At 53.5% G+C, this 19146-nt stretch carries 28 protein-coding genes; all 28 read right to left on the bottom strand.

Features of this window, described 5'->3' with window-relative positions:
• Positions 1-429 precede the first annotated feature (429 nt).
• Positions 430-615, bottom strand: coding sequence for a hypothetical protein (locus JW953_01585; protein MBN1991366.1), 186 nt, complete (start codon positions 613-615; stop codon positions 430-432).
• Positions 616-623: 8 nt separating this feature from the next.
• Entirely contained in the window at positions 624-2582 is a 1959-nt protein-coding gene (locus JW953_01580; GenBank protein MBN1991365.1) for a hypothetical protein, read from the bottom strand.
• Positions 2582-2869, bottom strand: a complete 288-nt coding sequence (locus tag JW953_01575; protein ID MBN1991364.1) for a hypothetical protein — start codon at positions 2867-2869, stop codon at positions 2582-2584. The genes JW953_01580 and JW953_01575 overlap by 1 nt, the downstream gene beginning before the upstream one ends.
• Positions 2853-3215: a hypothetical protein gene (locus JW953_01570; protein ID MBN1991363.1), complete on the bottom strand. Its 363-nt coding sequence runs from the start codon at positions 3213-3215 to the stop codon at positions 2853-2855. The genes JW953_01575 and JW953_01570 overlap by 17 nt, the downstream gene beginning before the upstream one ends.
• Complete coding sequence (locus JW953_01565; protein MBN1991362.1) at positions 3212-4015, bottom strand: hypothetical protein; 804 nt, start codon at positions 4013-4015, stop codon at positions 3212-3214. The genes JW953_01570 and JW953_01565 overlap by 4 nt, the downstream gene beginning before the upstream one ends.
• On the bottom strand, positions 4016-4807 hold the full coding sequence (locus tag JW953_01560; protein MBN1991361.1) for a hypothetical protein: 792 nt from the start codon (positions 4805-4807) through the stop codon (positions 4016-4018). It abuts the gene before it with no gap.
• Positions 4804-6501 carry a phage tail tape measure protein gene (locus tag JW953_01555; protein MBN1991360.1) on the bottom strand — a complete coding sequence of 566 codons (1698 nt, stop codon included), beginning with the start codon at positions 6499-6501 and terminating at the stop codon, positions 4804-4806. The genes JW953_01560 and JW953_01555 overlap by 4 nt, the downstream gene beginning before the upstream one ends.
• A gap of 171 nt (positions 6502-6672) precedes the next feature.
• On the bottom strand, positions 6673-6963 hold the full coding sequence (locus JW953_01550; GenBank protein ID MBN1991359.1) for a hypothetical protein: 291 nt from the start codon (positions 6961-6963) through the stop codon (positions 6673-6675).
• The gene (locus JW953_01545) at positions 6963-7922 is read right to left on the bottom strand and encodes a hypothetical protein (GenBank protein ID MBN1991358.1); all 960 of its coding nucleotides are present in this window, start codon (positions 7920-7922) and stop codon (positions 6963-6965) included. Before JW953_01545 ends, JW953_01550 begins: the two co-directional genes overlap by 1 nt.
• The gene (locus JW953_01540) at positions 7915-8094 is read right to left on the bottom strand and encodes a hypothetical protein (GenBank protein ID MBN1991357.1); all 180 of its coding nucleotides are present in this window, start codon (positions 8092-8094) and stop codon (positions 7915-7917) included. The genes JW953_01545 and JW953_01540 overlap by 8 nt, the downstream gene beginning before the upstream one ends.
• Entirely contained in the window at positions 8091-8525 is a 435-nt protein-coding gene (locus JW953_01535) for a hypothetical protein (protein MBN1991356.1), read from the bottom strand. Before JW953_01535 ends, JW953_01540 begins: the two co-directional genes overlap by 4 nt.
• Positions 8506-8877, bottom strand: coding sequence for a hypothetical protein (locus tag JW953_01530; protein MBN1991355.1), 372 nt, complete (start codon positions 8875-8877; stop codon positions 8506-8508). Before JW953_01530 ends, JW953_01535 begins: the two co-directional genes overlap by 20 nt.
• Positions 8877-9245, bottom strand: a complete 369-nt coding sequence (locus tag JW953_01525) for a hypothetical protein (protein ID MBN1991354.1) — start codon at positions 9243-9245, stop codon at positions 8877-8879. Before JW953_01525 ends, JW953_01530 begins: the two co-directional genes overlap by 1 nt.
• Positions 9242-10075 carry a hypothetical protein gene (locus tag JW953_01520; protein ID MBN1991353.1) on the bottom strand — a complete coding sequence of 278 codons (834 nt, stop codon included), beginning with the start codon at positions 10073-10075 and terminating at the stop codon, positions 9242-9244. The genes JW953_01525 and JW953_01520 overlap by 4 nt, the downstream gene beginning before the upstream one ends.
• 6 nt (positions 10076-10081) lie before the next feature.
• A complete protein-coding gene (locus JW953_01515; GenBank protein MBN1991352.1) occupies positions 10082-10327 on the bottom strand; it encodes a hypothetical protein in 246 nt (81 codons plus the stop codon).
• A gap of 9 nt (positions 10328-10336) precedes the next feature.
• Complete coding sequence (locus JW953_01510) at positions 10337-10801, bottom strand: hypothetical protein (protein ID MBN1991351.1); 465 nt, start codon at positions 10799-10801, stop codon at positions 10337-10339.
• 82 nt (positions 10802-10883) lie between these two features.
• Positions 10884-11783 (bottom strand): hypothetical protein, encoded by a 900-nt coding sequence (locus JW953_01505; GenBank protein MBN1991350.1) that lies wholly within the window; start codon positions 11781-11783, stop codon positions 10884-10886.
• An 86-nt stretch (positions 11784-11869) separates the two neighbouring features.
• The gene (locus JW953_01500) at positions 11870-12436 is read right to left on the bottom strand and encodes a hypothetical protein (protein ID MBN1991349.1); all 567 of its coding nucleotides are present in this window, start codon (positions 12434-12436) and stop codon (positions 11870-11872) included.
• Between the two features lie 41 nt (positions 12437-12477).
• Positions 12478-13401 (bottom strand): hypothetical protein, encoded by a 924-nt coding sequence (locus JW953_01495; GenBank protein ID MBN1991348.1) that lies wholly within the window; start codon positions 13399-13401, stop codon positions 12478-12480.
• Positions 13394-14704: a phage portal protein gene (locus JW953_01490; protein MBN1991347.1), complete on the bottom strand. Its 1311-nt coding sequence runs from the start codon at positions 14702-14704 to the stop codon at positions 13394-13396. The genes JW953_01495 and JW953_01490 overlap by 8 nt, the downstream gene beginning before the upstream one ends.
• Positions 14691-16145 (bottom strand): phage terminase large subunit, encoded by a 1455-nt coding sequence (locus JW953_01485; GenBank protein ID MBN1991346.1) that lies wholly within the window; start codon positions 16143-16145, stop codon positions 14691-14693. The genes JW953_01490 and JW953_01485 overlap by 14 nt, the downstream gene beginning before the upstream one ends.
• A gap of 13 nt (positions 16146-16158) precedes the next feature.
• Positions 16159-16665: a terminase small subunit gene (locus JW953_01480; GenBank protein MBN1991345.1), complete on the bottom strand. Its 507-nt coding sequence runs from the start codon at positions 16663-16665 to the stop codon at positions 16159-16161.
• Positions 16643-16897: a hypothetical protein gene (locus JW953_01475; GenBank protein MBN1991344.1), complete on the bottom strand. Its 255-nt coding sequence runs from the start codon at positions 16895-16897 to the stop codon at positions 16643-16645. Before JW953_01475 ends, JW953_01480 begins: the two co-directional genes overlap by 23 nt.
• Positions 16898-16915: 18 nt before the next feature.
• Positions 16916-17440, bottom strand: coding sequence for a hypothetical protein (locus JW953_01470; protein ID MBN1991343.1), 525 nt, complete (start codon positions 17438-17440; stop codon positions 16916-16918).
• A 54-nt stretch (positions 17441-17494) separates the two neighbouring features.
• Entirely contained in the window at positions 17495-17905 is a 411-nt protein-coding gene (locus JW953_01465) for a response regulator transcription factor (protein ID MBN1991342.1), read from the bottom strand.
• A 2-nt stretch (positions 17906-17907) separates the two neighbouring features.
• Positions 17908-18447 (bottom strand): tyrosine-type recombinase/integrase, encoded by a 540-nt coding sequence (locus JW953_01460; GenBank protein MBN1991341.1) that lies wholly within the window; start codon positions 18445-18447, stop codon positions 17908-17910.
• A 50-nt stretch (positions 18448-18497) separates the two neighbouring features.
• Entirely contained in the window at positions 18498-18797 is a 300-nt protein-coding gene (locus tag JW953_01455; GenBank protein ID MBN1991340.1) for a helix-turn-helix transcriptional regulator, read from the bottom strand.
• 26 nt (positions 18798-18823) lie between these two features.
• Positions 18824-19033, bottom strand: a complete 210-nt coding sequence (locus tag JW953_01450) for a hypothetical protein (GenBank protein ID MBN1991339.1) — start codon at positions 19031-19033, stop codon at positions 18824-18826.
• Positions 19034-19146 lie beyond the last annotated feature (113 nt).

Below are 19146 nucleotides of genomic sequence, written 5' to 3'. Positions count from 1 at the left end.
CTGCGGTTTTTGAAGTTGTTTTGCCGGTGGAGTTGGTTTATCGTCGAAAGTATTTTGCTAACCCGGCAGCGCCTTAGCTTAGCGTTAACTGGCTACATGCTGGCAAAAGGAGGCTTATGAGTCACAAGCATTATGTAGGGATTACACAAGTTTTCCGGCTGTTGCAGGGTTACTTGACGCGCTTGAACCTCTTATTGAGCAACTTAATAATTTGCCTGATCGGGAAGAGGGAGCGGCGCTAAAAGCCTGGCTTTGTGTGTGACGACTCATCAACAAAATGAGCCATCGCATGCTTGATAATGTCTCTTAAAATGTCGGCTAAAATAATCAATGCAAGGGCGTCCCCAATATTTTTAAACTGATGCGTAGAATGTACTACTCCAGCTTCATCCCTGGATACTGTTATAATGATCTCGCCTACTTTTTCCATTATTTCAAACCGTTTTCGGCAATAGTCAAGCTACGCTTGCACTCATTCAAATAAACCATCAGGTTACTTAACCGTTGCACCCCCGCGTCGTTTGCCGGCAGCTCGTCAACCGTTTTCTCGACTTCTATCACCAACTCATTGATTTCCTCCCTGATTTCGTGTGTTCTCATGATAAATTCGTCCATCGTTGCTCCTACGTTACCATGATAGATTGAATCGTCAATAATTGCTCCACCAGGCACTCTATTTCTCCCTGCCCGGCGGTGCAACTAAACGTGATAGTATTCACCTGGTTTTTCGCTAGGTAACTGGTTACATTTAGATCATCAATGTCTATAGCCGCATTGCTAGGCGCCCATGGCCCCCCCCATGCCGCCGTTCGGTCGGTACCGTTGATGGCCACACTGATGTTTTGCGGGTACACGGTATCTTCGTACAAACCATACACCAGGTCATGCGTGTGGCTCGTGTCGGCGCTGGAAACAATAGCCCCATGTGTGTGAGGATCACTCGAAGAAACAACCGCTCCATGAGTGTGTGCTTCACTGGTTGTTGATTCAATACTACTTGTTACCGGGGGAGAAGCCGATCCCACCCACGCTAATCTGTCGGGAGCCGTATTCGTATCTAAAAACAATTGGTTTAAACCAACCGTGTAATTTACCTCGGTACACTGCACCGAATGGCTGTGCGTTCCCCCGCTGCCAATTGTAGTAGTATGCGTGTGCGCCCCTCCGCTGCCAATTGTAGTAGTATGTGTATGGCTACTTCCGCCCTGGGAAGTCGTAACGCTACTCCGCAGCGGCGATGTACTGAACTTCAAAATAGCCCGATTAATCGCCAACACCTCGCCCTTGAGTCTTACCTTGAAAATTGCGGTATGAGTTGAATCTATTCGTTTGGTGTAAGGTCCATTGGGTGAATGGGTCAAATTCGGCTGCACGTGGACCTTCTGTACCGCCGTGTCTCTCATCAATTTCGATAATAAATCGCTATCGCTGGTCCGCCGCTGCGAAGTGGTGGCCACCGCCAATTTAACCCGCTGCTCGCCCCTGGCGTTGTAAGTCTCGTCAATATCCAGTACCCATAAATTCTCCTCAACGTCAACCCATTTGTACGGTTTCCCCTGGTACATGGCAATTCCCCGAAAAACCACCCCTATTGTGTCCCCGGGCAATAACCGAGTGGAGTCCAGCTTCGTCGCTCCTACCGCGTAATATGTCCGGCTTTCTTTCCACCGCAACAACGCGGCCAGGGCCGACCAGTATAGCGCGTTGGCCGCGTTCTGCATGTCGGCAGTGCTGTTTGTCAGAGGTCTGATTCCGCTTTGCTCAAATGGGCGTTCAATCACGCCATAAATGGCCTGGCTTGCCGCGTCCTCGATGTAATAAAACTCTGAACCGTCGGCGTTGACCCCAGTCTGTACCGGGTAACTGGGATGCGTGCTAGTGGCGTATAGTAACGTTAATTGCGTAGTCCCCACGCCTGCCCCTACCGGGATCAGCCGATTGATTACCTCGCCGCTTTCCTCAGTAATCTCCAGAGCGTTAATAAAAGCCACGTCTGCGTTATTGGTCAACTCCCTGGGCACATTCTCAGGCCGGATCAGACGCAATCCGCTGTCGTCGCCAAATTCACCAAAATCCAACGTCCGCGCCGCGGACAATCTAAAATGCCGTCCCCACCGATCGCGCAATACGTCCAGGGCTTCCAGCACGCTTTCGCCCTCATAACTAACGGTCGTATTGCCTATCCCGGTTTCAACGCTTCCGGTAGTCCATCCTCCGGCCAGTCCCACCAACGTGCTCACTACGCTGTCAACCGCTACATTATCAAAATTCCGCCTGAAATAGCAGTTTTTATAGGCCAACTCAATTAGGGTGTCATCCGCCGCAATTGCCAGCTTTGCGCCCTGAGTTTGATTGCTTACAGTTGCGTGCCGGTACGTGCCCAGGTCGCCATAAACCTGGTGATGAATCCTATACCATCGCCCGGCCCCCACTACCGCCGTTTTTTGATCAATCGCTTGCAGCGTAATATCCACCCCGCCGATTTTATCCAATAACCGGCGGCGCTTAATGCTTTCTATATTCGTGATCGGTCCGTCGCCAACCTTGTTGCCGCCGGCGTCAAGTACGTCAATCCGAAACATCAAACGTCAGTGCGTATTTTATTGATCGTCGCCTGATAGTCGCTCTGGAACGCCGCCTGATTATTCAGGAATTTCCCAACGTTCTCGGCCAGCGTTGTGAAAGCCGCCACATCAGCCGCCGTTACCCCGGCTGCGGCAATATCCTCATCCGTAATCGGATCGGCCCCGCCGCCGTTGTACCCTCGGTCAAAATACACTTCAAACAACACTTGAAATTTGGGCGCAATTTGACCCAAAATAGTGCTAACGTCCTGAGACGCGGTTACAAAATCAAGTTTCTTTGACATCGTCTAAAAAGCCTCCTGCGGTAAGTTCATTTTTTAATAGATCGGGCCATTTGGCCCGTTTACTCGCTATTTTAGTCGGATAATCCTGACGCGCTTTTTGCGCCGCCAGCAATGTGGAAACAGCCGCAATGTACTCATCCCCCGGATGCCAGGCCAGGTCTTTTGGCTCATTATCCAAAAAATGTCTAACGCCCGGCTCATACAATCTTTCCCGTGATCCATCCGGCAGGCCGGGATAATCTGCGCCCAAGTCAACCGCGAAATTTTGAGGTGTATCCATATATATGCCAATGATTGTTCGAATAATGATCAGGTTATCAGGATGGTGATGAAATTGGGCCATCATAGTACCCCCGTATAGATAATAAAATTAATAATATAGTAAGGCATCATATTGGCATGAGCGCCGCCCCCCCCCGTGCTTCCGGTTAAGGCGTCGCTTCTGGATGCGCCAGCTTCGGCAAATAAGTCGTAATTTGCATCTGTAATCGCCAGAGCCGAGCCATCAAGCACTTTTGAGGACGAATGCGGATGCGCCGGTATCATCGTCGTGTCAAGCGTAACAGTTTCCGCGCCGCCCACGCCGCCCATTAAGTCTGCCGCCGCTGCTGTCACCCGGTTAGCACTCGTGCCGCCCATATCGTCCTGGCCCACCGGCGCGCGTCCGCGCAGGTCAGGCAATGGCATGCGTTTATTAGCGGCAAAATCCGCCGCTGCAGATGCGCCGCGTGTGGTAGGTGTGCCGCTGCTATTCTGTATAGTTAAAGTAGTGTTATCAAAATTTGTCCACAAAAACGTGAATAATTCTTCCGCGTCATCGTCGGCCAGGGCCGTGCCGCCCGACGACGCCGAGCCAACCGTTTTTCCATCCGTCAATAGCCAACCGTCTGGTGCAGTGTTTGAACACCACATCCGTATCTCGCCAATCCTGATACCAACTTCTCTCCAATCGCTGCCGTTATAAATATAAAGCGCGTCCAAATCGGTCCGGTAACACAAGTCTCCATCGCCGGGAGAACCGGGGAAGGATGAGCCTACATTGGTCACTGCGTCAATGGCCGCATCCAACTCTCCCAACGGACTATTAATAATGGCCGCGTTTCGGCTCGCCCCGGTTGCTATCGCAGTATGATGGTTAGTCGTCATTTAATATACCCTCGCCCAATGAATTTCCAGCGTACCGCCGCCCGTAAAACTAATTGAGTTATTGCCTACGATTAAGGAAAACATCCGTATTTGTTCATCCCCAATGGAGAGGTACTCCCACACGTTCACGCCGTCAATAGTCGCGGTCTGCGCGCCCAGGTCTATCAGCAAAAACGACCCAGCCGCGATTGTGCCCGTGTACTGCACCCACTCCCCGGTAGTTGTGTTTTCTACCTTCGGATCAGTGCTGCTGCCCTTCACCACAATCAACCCCCGCGTGATCCGGTCCCCCCCGGTGTTATTTATAGAAAAATCCCCCGCCCCCACCTGGCTGGTGTAATTCTCGTCAAATATACCGCCGTCATCTAGCAAGCCGCCGTCGTCTAAATATCCAATATCGTCAGCGTCTTCAAACCATGGCCAGCTCACCTCGAATGTCAGCTTTACCGGCAGGTGTTGTAAATAATCCGGCTTATATGGCGCCTGCACGCGCTTTAATTTGGCCCAGGTGCCGCGCTCGTCATCGTCGCGCATTTCTATGATCAGCCAACCCAGTCCTTTATTGGCTTTTGCTCGCAAACTGTCCAGAGTATCATCCACCGTTGTGTAGGCGCTCTCCACAATCTCAAACGAGCGGGTAATAACCAGCGGTTCCCGGTATTGCTCGCTTCCGTCCGCGTCAAACGCCCCGGCCAGGGGCAGTTTCACCAGGTTGCTTCTGAAATCTAACGGGATATCGTCTTCAATCTCGTATTGACTCAGGGCCAGGCCGTCAAAACTCTTTATCTTCACGCCGCCACCATCACGCCCCGGCTCCGCAGCTCGTCCACAAACCCTCGCCCGGCTCGCCGCCCGCCCTCTTCATCGTTGGCAAATATAGAGATGTTGAACATCGGCCCGCCGCTTTGTCCTGGCGGGGAAATGACTTCTCCTCCATGCACCATGGCCATCATTGGCGATCCTATAGGGCCAGGCACAACGCCGCCGTCAGCAAATCCCAAAAAACCAAAACCGGCGTTAGATACCATTCCGGCCGGAGTCAAATTCGCCAATCCTTGAGCCGCCTGTTGTATAGATGACAATGATCCAAAGTCAAAATTTGCTATGGCGTCCAATTGCTCGCGCAAATATTCCGCCGCTTCTGCCGTATTATGGAATCCAATAGCCACAAGCTGAATGGTGGCCACGATTAGGTCAAGGGTAGCTTTGAGCGCCGCAATCGCAATATCCATGCCGGTTGTATCCTCGGTTGCTATCCCTAATGCCTGCGCAATCCTGACCAAAGAATCATTTACTACAGCCATAGCCGGGCCAATCGTATCTCTCATATCCACGCCAAATTGGGCAAAAACTGGTTGCGCCTCCCTCATAAAACCACCGGCCAACTTTATACCATCATAAAGTAAGGGTAATATTTCTTGGGCCGCAGGTTCCATTGCTACAACAAATTCTCTTCCTAGCTGAGTTAGGGCATCTTTCCAGTTCATATTTTCTTGCGTGGCCTGTGCGGTAGAGCCGTTGATGTCTCCTAATTTGTTATTTATCGGATCGAGCGCCAATAGCGCCTCTTGCCCCAAGTCGTCCCAAAATGATACAAACAACGTCCGCCCCGCTTCGTTCCGCAGCAAGCTGTCATCCATGCTTCCTATTTCAGCTTGAATTTGCTGCAACGCTTCTACCCCGGTAATTTTGCCGTCATTAAAACTAACCGCTATGTCGGCCAGGGCGGGGTTGATCTCTCTCAGTTTATCAACAACGGCCGTGTCCTTTAGGCTGGTTAAAAATTCCTGCGTCGCGTCTCCTATTTTGTCGGTATTAAAAATGCCCGCCTCTAAGCCGCTATTTAACAGGTTTAGGGCTTGTTCTCCGGTCAAACCCAGTTCGTTAAAATCTTGTGAGTATTCTGTCAATGTATCAAGAAAATCATCGGCCACATTGAGGTTGTTTTGCAAGCCCGCTGTAATAATATCAAGCGCCTCTTGCCCGCTTTGGGCTATATTGTTTTTTAGCAATGCATCTACTGTGCGCATTGATTCGGCCACGTCTATTTCAAATACGTCCCCCATGGCCACGGCTTGCGCTGTTAAATTCTCTAATTCGGCCCCGGTTTCTCCGGTGGTGCGTTGGACGATAATTTGCGCGTCAGCCAAATCTTCTAAAGCAACATTAACCACTCTTGCGTCGGTATAAACATTGGTCAAAGATGATTTAAAATCATCCATCTCCTCAGACGTATGTCCGGTTTGTCTCTCTACGTCCTTTAATACGCCATTTAGATCGTCCGTAAAGCTCAAGGTTTCTTTGGCGGCAATAGTAGCAGTAGTGCCTATTAGGGCTAACGCTCCGGTCACAAGGGTTAAGCCGCCAGTCGCCAGGGTACTGGCCACACCATCCAGATTACTCATGGATTTCCCTAATCCATCAAAGGTTTTTTTGGTGGTGTCTTTGGCGTCTATTACAATTCTGAGGATAGTTTCGTTAGGCATTTTTTACAGTTGCTTCTATAGACTTATATGCCATCCAGCGACTAATCACGTCCGCCGGTGTATTGCGGTATTGTTCGTATGTCCAGCCAAAAATCTCGCAAAAAATCATAGTTTGGTGGTCTATAGACGTAAAGGTTGGTTTTTCTCTTTTTCGCACCGCCTCATAATACGCTATGATGCGGTGCCTTTCAGCTTTGGGATATTGCTTTTTATGGCTTTTGCAATCTCAAAAGCCAAAAGGGTAACTATGTCAAACGGCAATTTTCTAATCGCTTCGCTGTTTGGGCTTTTAGGGAAGGTATAATCTTGATAGGCTTTCCCTCCCAAGTTCCAGGAGACTAAACAAAGTTCCACCAATTTAGTATCTGATGGGCAATCCTCATAATCGCCCCGCGGTGGGTTGATCCATAATTCAACCTCTAACTCGTTAAATTTAACTGGAACTATCCGCTTTTCCCACATTAGCTTGCCCTGTTATTTTGCATCGTAAACTCAAACATAAACCCGTTGGTCGAGTCGTAAATTGCGGCAATATCAAACCTTACTACGCTCATCTCTGCGTCTTCCTCGATCACGTTTGTCATCAGCACGCACGGAATATCAATATACAAATAATACTTGTCCGCGCCGCTGATGATCACGTTATTGCCCAGCGCCAGCCGGAGCAGTCGCTCCGTTACCGCTTCCTGGTTTGTGATTTCGCTCAGCGTGGTAGCGTTCAACTCGCCCAAAATCGAGCCGGTCAGCGTGCGCCGCCCCCGGGCCAGCCCCGCAATGTAGCGGTCGTTGGTCCCCCGCCGCTTGCGCTGGAGATTGTTTTTAACCTCAATATCCCAACTAATTAAAGTCAAATCCTTTTGCGTGGTGCCCGGCGTCCCGCCCAGGGCGTCCACGTAAAAATCCAACTCCCAGCCCTGCACCACGTTGGTCGCGTGATCGCTCAGGCCGGTCAAGCTAGAATCGTCTCTCTGCTTGCACGGCCCGGATAACTCCACTGTCACGTCGTCCCCGTTGGCGTTTCCGCTCAATTTCAACGAATCGCACATCGCCCCCGGCGCTTCCCACACCTTGCCGCTGGCGTCCCACTCCACCGTGGCGCTGGCCAGGGTATTGTCGGGCGTAAACGTCCACACGTAAGGGCCGCTCCCGGTTGGCGTCGGATCGTTGTGCACGGCCAGCTTCAACTGCTCCACCAGGTCGTCCAGGTCCAACCCGCCCTTAAACATCCAGTCGTAATCCAAAACCGGCACGCTGGCCCGGTGATAAGCGTCATAACTTCCCCGGTCCTCGTTTTTTAAGGTCGGCTCAACGCCCGCCGGCTGGATATTCCCTTGCCCGTACCAGATTCGGGTGGCCGCCACTGCCGTGCCCCAACCCGATTCAAGGCCCACCTGTAATTTTCTGAGCGCAATGTCACCCATTATTTTTCTCCTTTTGCTGCGGTGGGCGGTTCGGCTCTAGCTCGTAGCAATTCGTTTCCACCAGCCGCTCGGCCTCAGCCGCGTTATCCACCGTAATGTCGCGCCGGGGGTAGCCTTGCACGTAATCTCCCTCGTCGCCCACAAATTTTAATTTTATTTCTTTTTTGCTCATGATGCTCCTACCTGTGGCCTCACTTCCACGGTAATAAACTCCGCCCGGTAGGGGATCCCGTCCACCACCGGGTAAGATGTTTCGCTGTCCTGATCTACCGGAATTTTGCAGATATGCAGAACTGAATCGTTGGCGTTATTTAGCGCAAATTGGGCAATGGCCTGCATCAACGTGTCCAGCGTATCTTCGCTGGCCGCCACTCCGGTTGATAAGTCTCGTCTCACCCAATTGCCAATGGCAAATCGGTAGGTGTATAGGTATGGGTTCTGCCCCGGCCTGAAACCAAGAGAGGACACCGTGCAACACGGCGATTTTCCTTGCAAATCCCTGGGCACGTGGTCAAACACCGCCACGTAAGCCTCAATTTGCGCGTCAATCAGCGTGGCCAATCGTTCCCTTACTGTCTGTCGGCTAGGCACCGAAAGCGTCACTGATCTCTCCTTGCAGCCCGCTCACTATTTGCGCCGCTACATTCGCCCCCTCGTCGCGGGCCGTTTCGCGAATATAGCTATACTTTCCCCCGGCCATGTACTCAAGCGGAAGGGCATACACTACATTGGTACGGATATTGGCTTCCCTGTCCTCTACAAACGGATGCAAGCTGTTTTTGAGCCGTCCGGTGTCTACCTGCACGATTCCGGTCATGTACCGGTGCAGCCGCAAAATACTGCGACTTAATAGTCCCTTGCCGCCCTCGGTAATAAGCTGGGCTACCTGCACCAACTTATCTTGCGTTTCTTTTAATCCGTCAATTTCAACCTTGGCCGCGCCGGTTTTAGCCATCAGGCCGCCCCTTTCAGCTCGCCTATTACCAGGTGCAGCATATTACCCCACTCCGCCGCCGACCGGACCCGGTACGTTATCCCATCCACAATATAATTGTCACCTTCTTTTATGTCCGGTAACTGGTCTACCGTCTGGCCGTCGTCGGTATGGCTCTGCTTGCGCACAAACGTCTGTTTATACTCCCTGGCTGCGCCTTCCAGCCCGGCGTCCGATACAATGTCGGCGTCAACCGGATACAGCCCCGGCGCCGCCAACCCGCTCAAATGATTGCTCATCCCGGAGCCGGTCGCATTGCGCTGCGTGCTGGCCGTTTTAGTGGCCAAAAAGTTGTACCCGTAAGAATCGCCTTGATAAATCGTAGTCACCAGGTATAATCCTCCCGCTCGTGTCGCAGCGGGCGGCTGACCACCTGCCGGTTTCCTGCGCCGCCCTCGGCGCTGGTTAAATCTTTCAATGCGGCACGCTTCTGGCTCAATTGCTCTGAGTGCGGACCTATTGAAAAATCAACCTCTACCGCGTAGTCAATCTGCGCCTTCTCCAGCATAGCCTGCAACGCGGCGTCAATGATCGCCTTCACCATGCCGCTGTCCGCCCAGCGGACATTCGTCAACCCGGTCTTGGGATCAATCGCGCCCATGGTCCGCAGCGCGTCATCCACTGCATCGGTGTAATCGCCTTCGGTTTGGGTGCCGCTCAGGGTGGTGCTATAACTCCGGTCCGTGGCCACGCGCCCCAACTTGCGAGCCACTGCCGCCGCAATCTGCGCCCGGGTAAGGGGCACAAACCACAGCCACACGTCATCAATTTTTACGTCACCGGCGGCGCTGGCGTTGGTGAGGGTCAGGGTATAGGTAGTGCCTTCGGCCAGGCCCACGCTGATCTCATTTTCGGTCCAGGTGTCGGCCGTGCCGGATAGATTCTCGGCGGTTACGGTATTGCCGTCGCCGTCGGTGATCGTCGCTGTGGCCTGGCTACCGCTCAGGTCGCTGCCCACTGCTTTCACGCTCAGGTGCAGCGTAAACGTGCGATAGCCGGTTACAACAAAATCCTGTTCCACGTACCCGCCCCCGGTTTCCAGCACCGCCACGCCGTAATGGTCATCGCCGTCTCCGGCGCTATAGCTGGCGTTGCTGGCTGTCCAGTTATCCAGGTTGTGCAAAAATCTTCCGTTGTAAATCCGGCTTCGCTCGCTCATCTGTGGTTACTCCTTGCCGCCTTCGCCCTCGCCTTCGTCGGGTAACACCGTCTCCGGCTCAAGTTCAGGCTTCCAGGGTTTGGCCAGCCGAGTTTTCAGGGATTGGATTTTGGTCTTTTCGTAGGCCGCAATCTCTGTTTTGGTCGCCAACCGGTAGCCTGTTTGCTTCAAGCGCGTTTCCGCATGCTCCCGCGTCACAACATGGATAGTGCCGGACGGGTTTACCAGGTAATACTTTTTGTCGCTGGCCATAATCCCCTCCTACCGCCCCACGGCTATCAGGGTAATGGTGATAGTGTCGGTGCTGGTCAGATTCTGATATATCCGCATATATTTACCAAACACCGGCACGCGCGTAATGTCTGACCCGTCCGCCGCGCTATTGCTCACTAAGGCCAGCCCGTTCACCGCATTGGTGCCGTCAATAGAGTATTGCACGGTCAGGGTGGTTGTGTTCACGGTGCCGTGGTCGATCACGTGCTGAACATCAATAGAATCGAAGGCCGATACGTCCCGCCATGAAGTGTAGGTGTCTGCCGCAACAGCGGTCGCTGTCTGAAAGTTAAAGAGTTTGGCTTCCTCGGTATCCAGGATATTAGAAACCGGCGTTGGCGCTGCCGGCGGCGCCGCTTGGGCTGCGGGGTTCTGAATAGCTACCAGGCTGATCGCTGCCAGAAGCATAATCAGCACTATTAGGCCAACAACGTTAAAAATCTTGCGTTTCATGGTAAAAAATCTCCTTTTTTCTGGGCACAGAGGCGCTCAGAGCCTCTGTGCCAAATATTTACTCAAAAAGTCTGCGGTTGATTTAGATTTCGGTCGTAGAAACAACCACACCGTGATCGTCGCGCAACTCGGCCACGCCATAAAGCACGTCCACTGTCACCTTCCACCCCAGGTAATCGTGGTCGTAACTCATGGTCACTCGCAAGCCCACGCCGTCTTCGGCCATCGCGGTTTGCACTACCCCGGCCCCGTTGCCGTCTTGAGGCATGGGGCGGGTAGCCAGCACCATCGCGTTTTTATGAAAGAACAGGTTCTTACACTCGCTCGAGGCTACCGCGATCTTTTGATCTAGGAACATCTGGAACCCGGCAAACCGCCCGCTGTAGGAATCGGCTGCCACGCTGCTTCCCAGGGACTCGGCGTAATCGCGGTTCACGATCCGCTCAATGGAGAGCATCTCATATTCGGCGTCTTCGTGCAACACCGCGTAGCGGTCGCCCAAAGGCGCTTTGGCCGAGTTCAGCAACCGGCGGGAGTTGCGGAAGTCATCCTCCCCCAGGCCCGTGGTCGCGTCAACGGTTTGGCTGAAACCGGAATACAGGGCGGACAGGTCGCTGTCAATCTGCTCCCCGATCACCTTGATCCCGTCTTCCATATACCCGGCCAGCAGGTTGGGCCGCGAAAGCACCCGCGCAAAATCTTCCAGCAAAAAAGACACTTCCTTGTGTTTGTTCAAGGTTACGCTCTTTTTGATGGTGCTGGGCGTTTGCAGCGTAATGGTGCTGTTTTCGGTCTTGTCATTCGCGCTTAAAGAGCCGCGAATATTAATATCTACGGTTTGACCGTAAACGGCCACCTCGTTGTCCCAATCCCGTGCCACCAATCTGGCCAGCACAGTATTGGCCTTTAAATATCCCAGGGCCTCCGCCGCCACAATCGTCGCAATCGCGTTGGCCGTTTCGGTTGAAGTGATGTTTGCCATCGTTTATCTCCTTATTTATAAGAATTTGGTTAGAATGGCTCCACTTCGTTTTTTACGGGCAACGGCCCCGGGGAGCGTCGGCCAGGTTACTGGCCTATTTCCTGCGCCCAAAGTTGTTCCTTCTTTTCTCTGATTTCTTTGGGCGTCATTTTGCTTAAATCCAACGGCTTGCTGCCGCTGCCCCTGCCTGCGGGCGGCACGCCCGGCCCTTCGCCGGGTTTCATAAAAGTGAGCAAGATATCGGCGTCGGCTTCCATTTCCTCTACCGTATCGCCTCGTAACCGGGGAGCCAGGTCGGGCGGCAGGCCCTTTTTACTGGCTATCTCTAATTGTTGCCGCTTCAGTCTTTCTGTCTTTAACTCGATTTCTCGCTGCTCGGCCAATTGCTGCCATTTCCCCTGTTCGGCGGCTTCCTTGTCGCTTCGCTTTTTTTCCGCCTCCTGAAGCTGCTGTAACTCGGCCTCCGCCTTTTTGGCCCGGGAATTCAATTCCTTGAATCTCTGATGTTGAAAAACCTCGTCCCACGAGCGTGGCACGCCATCGCCTTCCGGGGCTGGCGGATCCGCCGGTGGCTCCGCTGGCGGCGTAGAGGGCGGGGTTCCGCTGTTACCGCCGCCGCCGTCTGCATCAAATAAAATGTAGGGTCTGAACATAATTTGCTCCTCTTCGTTTTTTACGGGCAACGCCCCGCTTGTTATTTTTTACTCTTCTCGGCGTCTCGCCGTTTGAGTTCTGCTTTAGCCGCTTCTGTCATTGCCGCGGTGGTCATCTTCGAGCCTTCCTCAAAACTCGGGTGATAAGCCACGCTGCTACTCCGGCACCGCCAATGAAACGGCGGGAACATAATCTTTTTGGCGAATCGCGGCTTGCCGGTCAAGACATAAGGCTCTTCCAATTCCCTGATCTGCCCGTGCGCCTTCAAACACGTTTCGGTGGTCCGCTCTTGAATTACTGCCACCAGTTGTTTTTTTAAGCCGTCTATATTCTGCCGCGCCTCTTCATACACAGATTGCCGTGAGGCGTTATTGGCCTCTATTACCGTTTTTCTGGCCAACAATTCTGCCGCGTTTTTTCCTTGCCGCGCCAGACTCACCCCGTCCGGGGTTGGTTCAGCGGCTAATAGCCGTTGCACCATCGTTCTAAAGCTATCGCCGCGGGCCAGGCTGGTCAATAATTCGCTGGTCAACGTGCGCCGGTACTGCTCGCTGATCCCCTCCACCTGGCGCATAATCGCATCTAATAGAATCGGCAACCGCCGGTCAATCCCCGTAAACGGCGCCACGTTGATCTTTAACCGCGTCGCCAGGCGTTCCAATTCCCGCTCGGCAATCTGCAAGCCCAACTGCTGGCTTTCGCTCAATCCGGCCCGCATAATATTTGCGTGCTGGCCGGTCAGCTCAACTAATTGCTGCTCAATCTCCCGCAGTAGGCCCGCGTCCCTGGCCAATTCGCGGATAGCCTCTGTATTCGGGTTGTCGCCAAGCTGCTGGAACCGCTCCAGCAAAATTCCCGTCATCTCCCGGCGGGCGCGTTCGTAAGCCTCAATCACCAGTTTGGCCGTCTCATCCTCCAGCCGGATCACCCGCCGCTGCGCCTGGATGATCTTGCCGTCAGCCATTCGGCCCGCCGCCGTCCTGTTCGGCCGTTATGTCCGTATTGTCGCCGCCCTCGTCTCCCGGCCCCGGTTCCACCCCGGCCAGCGCCTGCATTTGCTCCAGGTTAAGCCGTTGCATTTCAATGCTCATCTCGGTGATTGGATCCATGGGCAGCACGGCCCGCTTGCTATCAAAGGCCAGCCCTTCGTCATCCAGGGCCGCCACCTCTCCAATTCCCATGCTTTTCCCGGCCAGCCCCGCCATTCGCAATGCGTCAGCCAGCCCATGGTCATAATTGGGGCGACACCGTTTGATCTTTAGTACCAGTTCCATCAACTGCAATTCTAGGGTAGCGGTGGCAATCTGGTCTTTTTTGCGCAGTTCATCAAAAGCCAATTCGGGCAAACTGCCGTGCACCTGGTCGCGTATCTCCCGGATAAACTCCAAAATGCCGGGCAAATCAACCTCCGGCACTAACGCTTCCACTTTGGCCCCGTCCGGCACAAACCATACATTATCGCCGCTCTTAACCAGGTCTCCGGCCTCGGCCCCCATCACTACCCATTGCGGTTCGGCGTGTTTGCCGATTACGTCCGCCAGGTAGCTGGCCAACTGGTTTACTTCGTCCAACATCGGGATGGCCTTTTGGTAGGTTGCCTCGCCCATTAGCTCGCCGGTCTCTATGTGCCGAATCTCTACCACCGGCACAAACTTTAATTCGTTAATATATTCCGGCTCGCGCCCGTCAAATCCCAACGGCTGTCCGTCCTTAAACGTGCGTATCTGCTCCGCTGTCACCACCTCGGCGTATTCATACTCTTTTCCGCCCCGGTCGTTGCGTTTTTCCACAATAATGGCCATCGTCGGCCGGTCGTCGTAATCGCCCGTCTCAATCAGCAGAAACGTTGTCGGCGAAATAGGCTTTATTACTACCCGCCGGCTCTGGCGCAAATCCGATATTTTCAAGCCGCTCAGCCCGTATTGCGCCCCAAAATGCACGTATAACACGCCGTCTCTATCCCAATCCGACCAATCAAATACCTGGTCAATGGCCTCTTGCCACGCGCCGGGCGCGTCCTCGGCCAGCGCCCATTCACCGGGAATGATCCCTGCGTCCACGTCAACCGCCCGCGCCAACGGTAAAAACAGCGGCTTAATGCCCTTGTAGAGCCTGGGCCATAGCCAGCCCACCTGGTCGCGCACGCTTCTATAAATTGTGCCGTCATAATACCGCTTGCGCCGGCTCAATTCCTTTAGCCGCTCGTCCCAACGGGCTTTAAATGGCTTAAATTCGTCTACTTCAAAAATGCTATTAACTTTTGCCATGTTCCTCTAACAGCCGCTTGATTTCCTCGTCGCTTCGGGCCGGGCGTTCCGGCTCGGTCGTTGGCGGCGTTTTGCCGTACCAATCCACCTTCCCGCTGCGCATCGCCTTTCGGTGCGCCGCCATTACGCCATATCTGGCGCAATCGCCCGCGTCATCCCCGCCAATGCCGTCGTCGTCAATATCCACCTTTAGCACGTCCTCCGGTTTATGCGGGTTGTGCTCCAAAATCGGGAGCGTCTCAATCAATCTCGGGCACGTTTCAAAAATCGTCCACCGGGGTGGTATACCCTGGTCTACGTCCCCTAATCGGGCCAGTATTTCCGCCCAGCCGTTCACCCGGTCCATATTGGCTGGCCTCAACGTAATGCCCAGGGCCTTGTACTTCTTGGCCACTGTTGGCCCGTCATCTTTCTGGGCAAACACGTCAGCCCCGGCCACAAACGTGTATAGCCGTTCCAAACTCGCGCCCCACCGGTCCAGCATTATCTTGATAGCCCCGGCGTGCTGGCTCACCTGCATCCGTTGCCCGGCGTGCTCGTCTACCGTGTACAAATGGCCGTCGTCATCCTCGGCCCACAGATGCACTACCGTGGGGTGAACGTAGCCGTAATCCATACTGCACCACACCCGCCAGCCATCCGGTATCCGCGTAAACGGCGGCCTGCGCACGTGCGTATCGTGCCTGAAAGTGGTAAAGAACTGTCCGGCGGCAATATCCCAATCGCCGTAGCGCCAGGCTCTCAATAACCAACCCGTCAGTTGGTCCAGTTTGCGCCGATATTCCGGGTTCACAAACCGGTTATCGTCAACCGTCGCCTGGATAAATCGTGTCTCGGCGCTTCTCTTCGTCCTGGCCGGTGAAACAAACCTGTTTTTATACCAGGCGTGTCCAACTCCGCCCGGGTTGGTAGTCGTGTAAATCCTGGGCCGCCAGCCCGGTTTGCTGGTCCGGTTTACGCTCTGGATCGCCTCAAATTTACGCCAGGTCAGCGCGGTGGCTTCCTCTACGCCGATTACGTCATATTCCAATCCCAGATACGAATCAATGTCTTTTTCATCTTTGAAATGTCCCAGAACAATTCTGGACCCGTTAGGGAAGCGTAACGTATTGCTAACGTATTCATGCGCTACTCTGGCAAACAACCGGGGGCGCATGTCCTCAAACGCTTCTCTTACCGCTTTACCTATCTTGCGCAGCACCAGGGCTTTCAGGCCGTCGTATCGCTGGCAGTCGTCAACCCCTATCTGGGCCAGCATCCAATAACTTTTGCCGCCGCCCCTGGCTCCGCCGTAGCCTAACTCTGTAGGCGCGCCGGGGGCATCAAACTCCCTGGCTGCTGCGCTGGCCAGCAGTTGTTTGGGCTGTAAAACAACGCCGGCCCGTAGGAAATTTTCTAACTGGTCAGGTGGGCAGCCGGCAGTGTGCGCTTCACGGACCAAAACTTCAAGATTATCAATCGTCGCCCCCGTACACCTTGCCGATCAATTCCCTCAAAACCTCCGGTAGCGGCGCCAGCTCCGGCGCGTCTAATTGGTGCCGTTGCGTAAATAACTTATGGTGCTGCCCCACCAACTGCTGCGCCTTCAGGCTATCGTAAAACTCCACTACCAATCGCCCTTCCGTGTCGTAACTGATCTTCTTGACAACGTGCCCCAGCCCTGCCTCGTGAATCTTTTTTAGGTCAATACCAACCTGGCCGCCGTCCAGTGTAGCAAAGCTTAGCACGTCAAACCGCGCCGTGTCCGCCAGGCGGACAAGCACCTCGTCGGCCGTTAGCTTCATCTCTTCCAATCGCGCCTGGATCGCCTCTTTAATGTCAACATTTGACAACAATCGGCTGCCCGCTTGCCGCGGGTGCGCATATCCGGCTTCTGCGGCGGCCTGCGTCGCGTTCCACAAGCACAAATACGACTCAATGAACGCTTGCTGTTTTTTGTTAACGGCTGGCTTTGATGTCACCTACCCACCGCCCCACCTGCTCGGTCAATCTCGTCTGCGCCGAGATTGTTTCTTTTAAACCTTCCAGAGATTCGCACAAGGTTGCCATTGTGAGCTGAAGCTGCGCCCTGGCCTGCCAGATGTCATCTACCTCCCGCAATATCCGAAAGGCGATAAACAAGGCCAAAATATCCAGGCTAACGCATACTCCCAACGATAGGAGCAGGATCAGAAAAATTACCTCCTCGCTCACAATGACAACCTAAAAATATTATTCAGGCTTGATCAAAGCCGGCAACAGCTTGGCTATGCCGCTAATTTTCTTGGCTTTGTGCATCCCCCATAACAACGGGAATACATAAACCAGCACTTGCCAAAAACCGTTGCCGTCTAAAAAGTCGGCTGCGTAGGCGCCATAAGCTAAAACCAGGCCAATAGCCAAAGCCGTTATCGCTGCTACTGCGTCGGCTGCCAGACCCGTGATCTTTGACTTCTCGCCGTCGTTAACAATAGGCAACTTGCGGATAAATCGGGTGGCGTACATCGCCAGCAGGCTGGAAACAAAGGTAATAAAACCGGCCAGAATCTCTAAGCCCTCCTGGGCCGTGCCCGGCAGTTCTTCCGGCCAATCAAACGTAGGGGTCGGCTCTTCGGTCGGGTTAGCGGTCGGTGTAACCTCTACCGGTTCGTCGGTTGCAGTAGGCACCGGCGACTCAAACTGAGGCTCTTGGGCCATTGCCGGCATTGCGCTAAACAAAAAAACAAACACAACAACAAGAATGAGTAACTGCTTCATTTTTTTAGGTCTCCTTTTAATTATTTGTTTCAATTTCGTTTTCTCTTGGCTCGTTCAAACTAACTTGTTTTCTATGGCCCACTCGGTTAAATCACGGCGATCATCTAGGTGTAATTTTTTTTTGATGTGCTCCACGTGATCCTCTACGGTCCGGTGGCTGATGTTTAATTCTTCCCCTACCTGCCGACACGTGCCGCCAAACGCCACCAGTCGCAAAACCTCAAGCTCGCGCCTGGTTAAACGTTCCTTCACGCCCTCAGCGCCGGGCTTGGCGGGCGGATTCTGCGTCCACCTGGTTGTCCGGCTCTGAATGTCCAGAATCTCGGCTGCCTGAAACAACGTTTCCGCTGCCTGTTCCAGCTCGTGCGCCTGAAACGTGTTAAATTTCGGTTCTCCATAAAGCAATGATAGGCAAGCCGCCCCGCCTACCTCAAACGCCCTGGCTGAAGGTATAATCGGCGTCATCTTTATAACCTATCCACCGCCTCTCTCCGGCGGGCCGATGAACAATGCAAATAAACCGAAGTCGTTTTAATGTCCGCATGCCCCAGCAGTTCCCTGATAGTTTCCAGGTCGGTCGGCGGTTCCGTTTCCAATAAGCTAACCGCAAATGAGTGGCGTAAAGCATGTGGGTGCAAGTCTTTATTTATCTCTGCCCCCAACCCGGCGCTTTTTACCAATAACCTGATTGCGCGATTGCTGAGCCTGCGCCCAAAACGATTCAGAAAAACCGCCCCAGCATCTCGCTCTTGCACGTACAAGGCCAGCGTCGCGGCAATTTCGGCGTGCATCGGGATCAGCCGCTGTTTGTTGCGTTTGCCATGCCTGACCAGTATTGTCCGGTCGTCAAAATCCAGATCATGTAGGTCCAACATCTTTAATTCGTTGGAGCGCAGCCCTGCATACAACAAGGTTACAACTATCGCCCGGTCGCGGGTATTTAAATCTGCGGTTTGCAACCGTTTGCGTTCAGATGCGGTCAACCAGGTCGGTAATCGGTGTGCCATTGCCAACTTCCGAAAATAGTAATTTTCGGAACATAAAAATAAGAGCCGGCCTATCCCTGCGCTGGCGCAGTTCGTGCCGGCTCTACACCCCAAAAATCAGAATCAACGTAAATAAACCCCATGGTTATGGCCATCGCCACCGCGTGGGTCGTATTTGCGGCCCGCAATTGCCGCCGGGCCGCCTGTAAATGCGCGCTGGCCGTGCGCGGGCAAATTCCCATCTCCATGCCTATCTGTTTCGCTGTGCGCCCCCCGGCCGCCAGCTTCAACGCTTCTGCTTGCCGTTTAGACAAAAAAAAGGGGCGCGGCCTCTTCTGGCCTCGCCCCGGCGTGATCGCGCTGTCGGGCATATAAGTCTCGTTTTAAAAAAGGTCGTTTATTCCCGGTTGGGTTGCAATTCGGTCCGCAGTCGCAGCGGATATTCGGCAAATCGCAACTTGCCCCGTTTGACCTCTAGCACCAGCGTTCCTGAGCCTTCTTCGCCGGTGCTCTGGCAAAGTTGGTCAATTAGCTGGTCAATCAACTCTATCTGCGGCCACGTAAGCCGTAACAGTCCCCGGGCCGGATGGAATTGGGTGCTATTCATAAATATCTCCCTCTTATTTTAGCATGAAACATCCCCTATCCAAATTGTCAAAAATATCACCCTCGCCGGCTGTCTTTCCTTCGCTTTTTATTATACATAATATAAGCAACTTA

This window comes from Anaerolineae bacterium, from assembly GCA_016931895.1.
In the GTDB taxonomy this organism is placed as follows: Bacteria; Chloroflexota; Anaerolineae; order 4572-78; family J111; genus JAFGNV01.
Note: the sequence above shows the minus strand (reverse complement) of the source record. Positions and strands in the feature narration are given on the sequence as shown.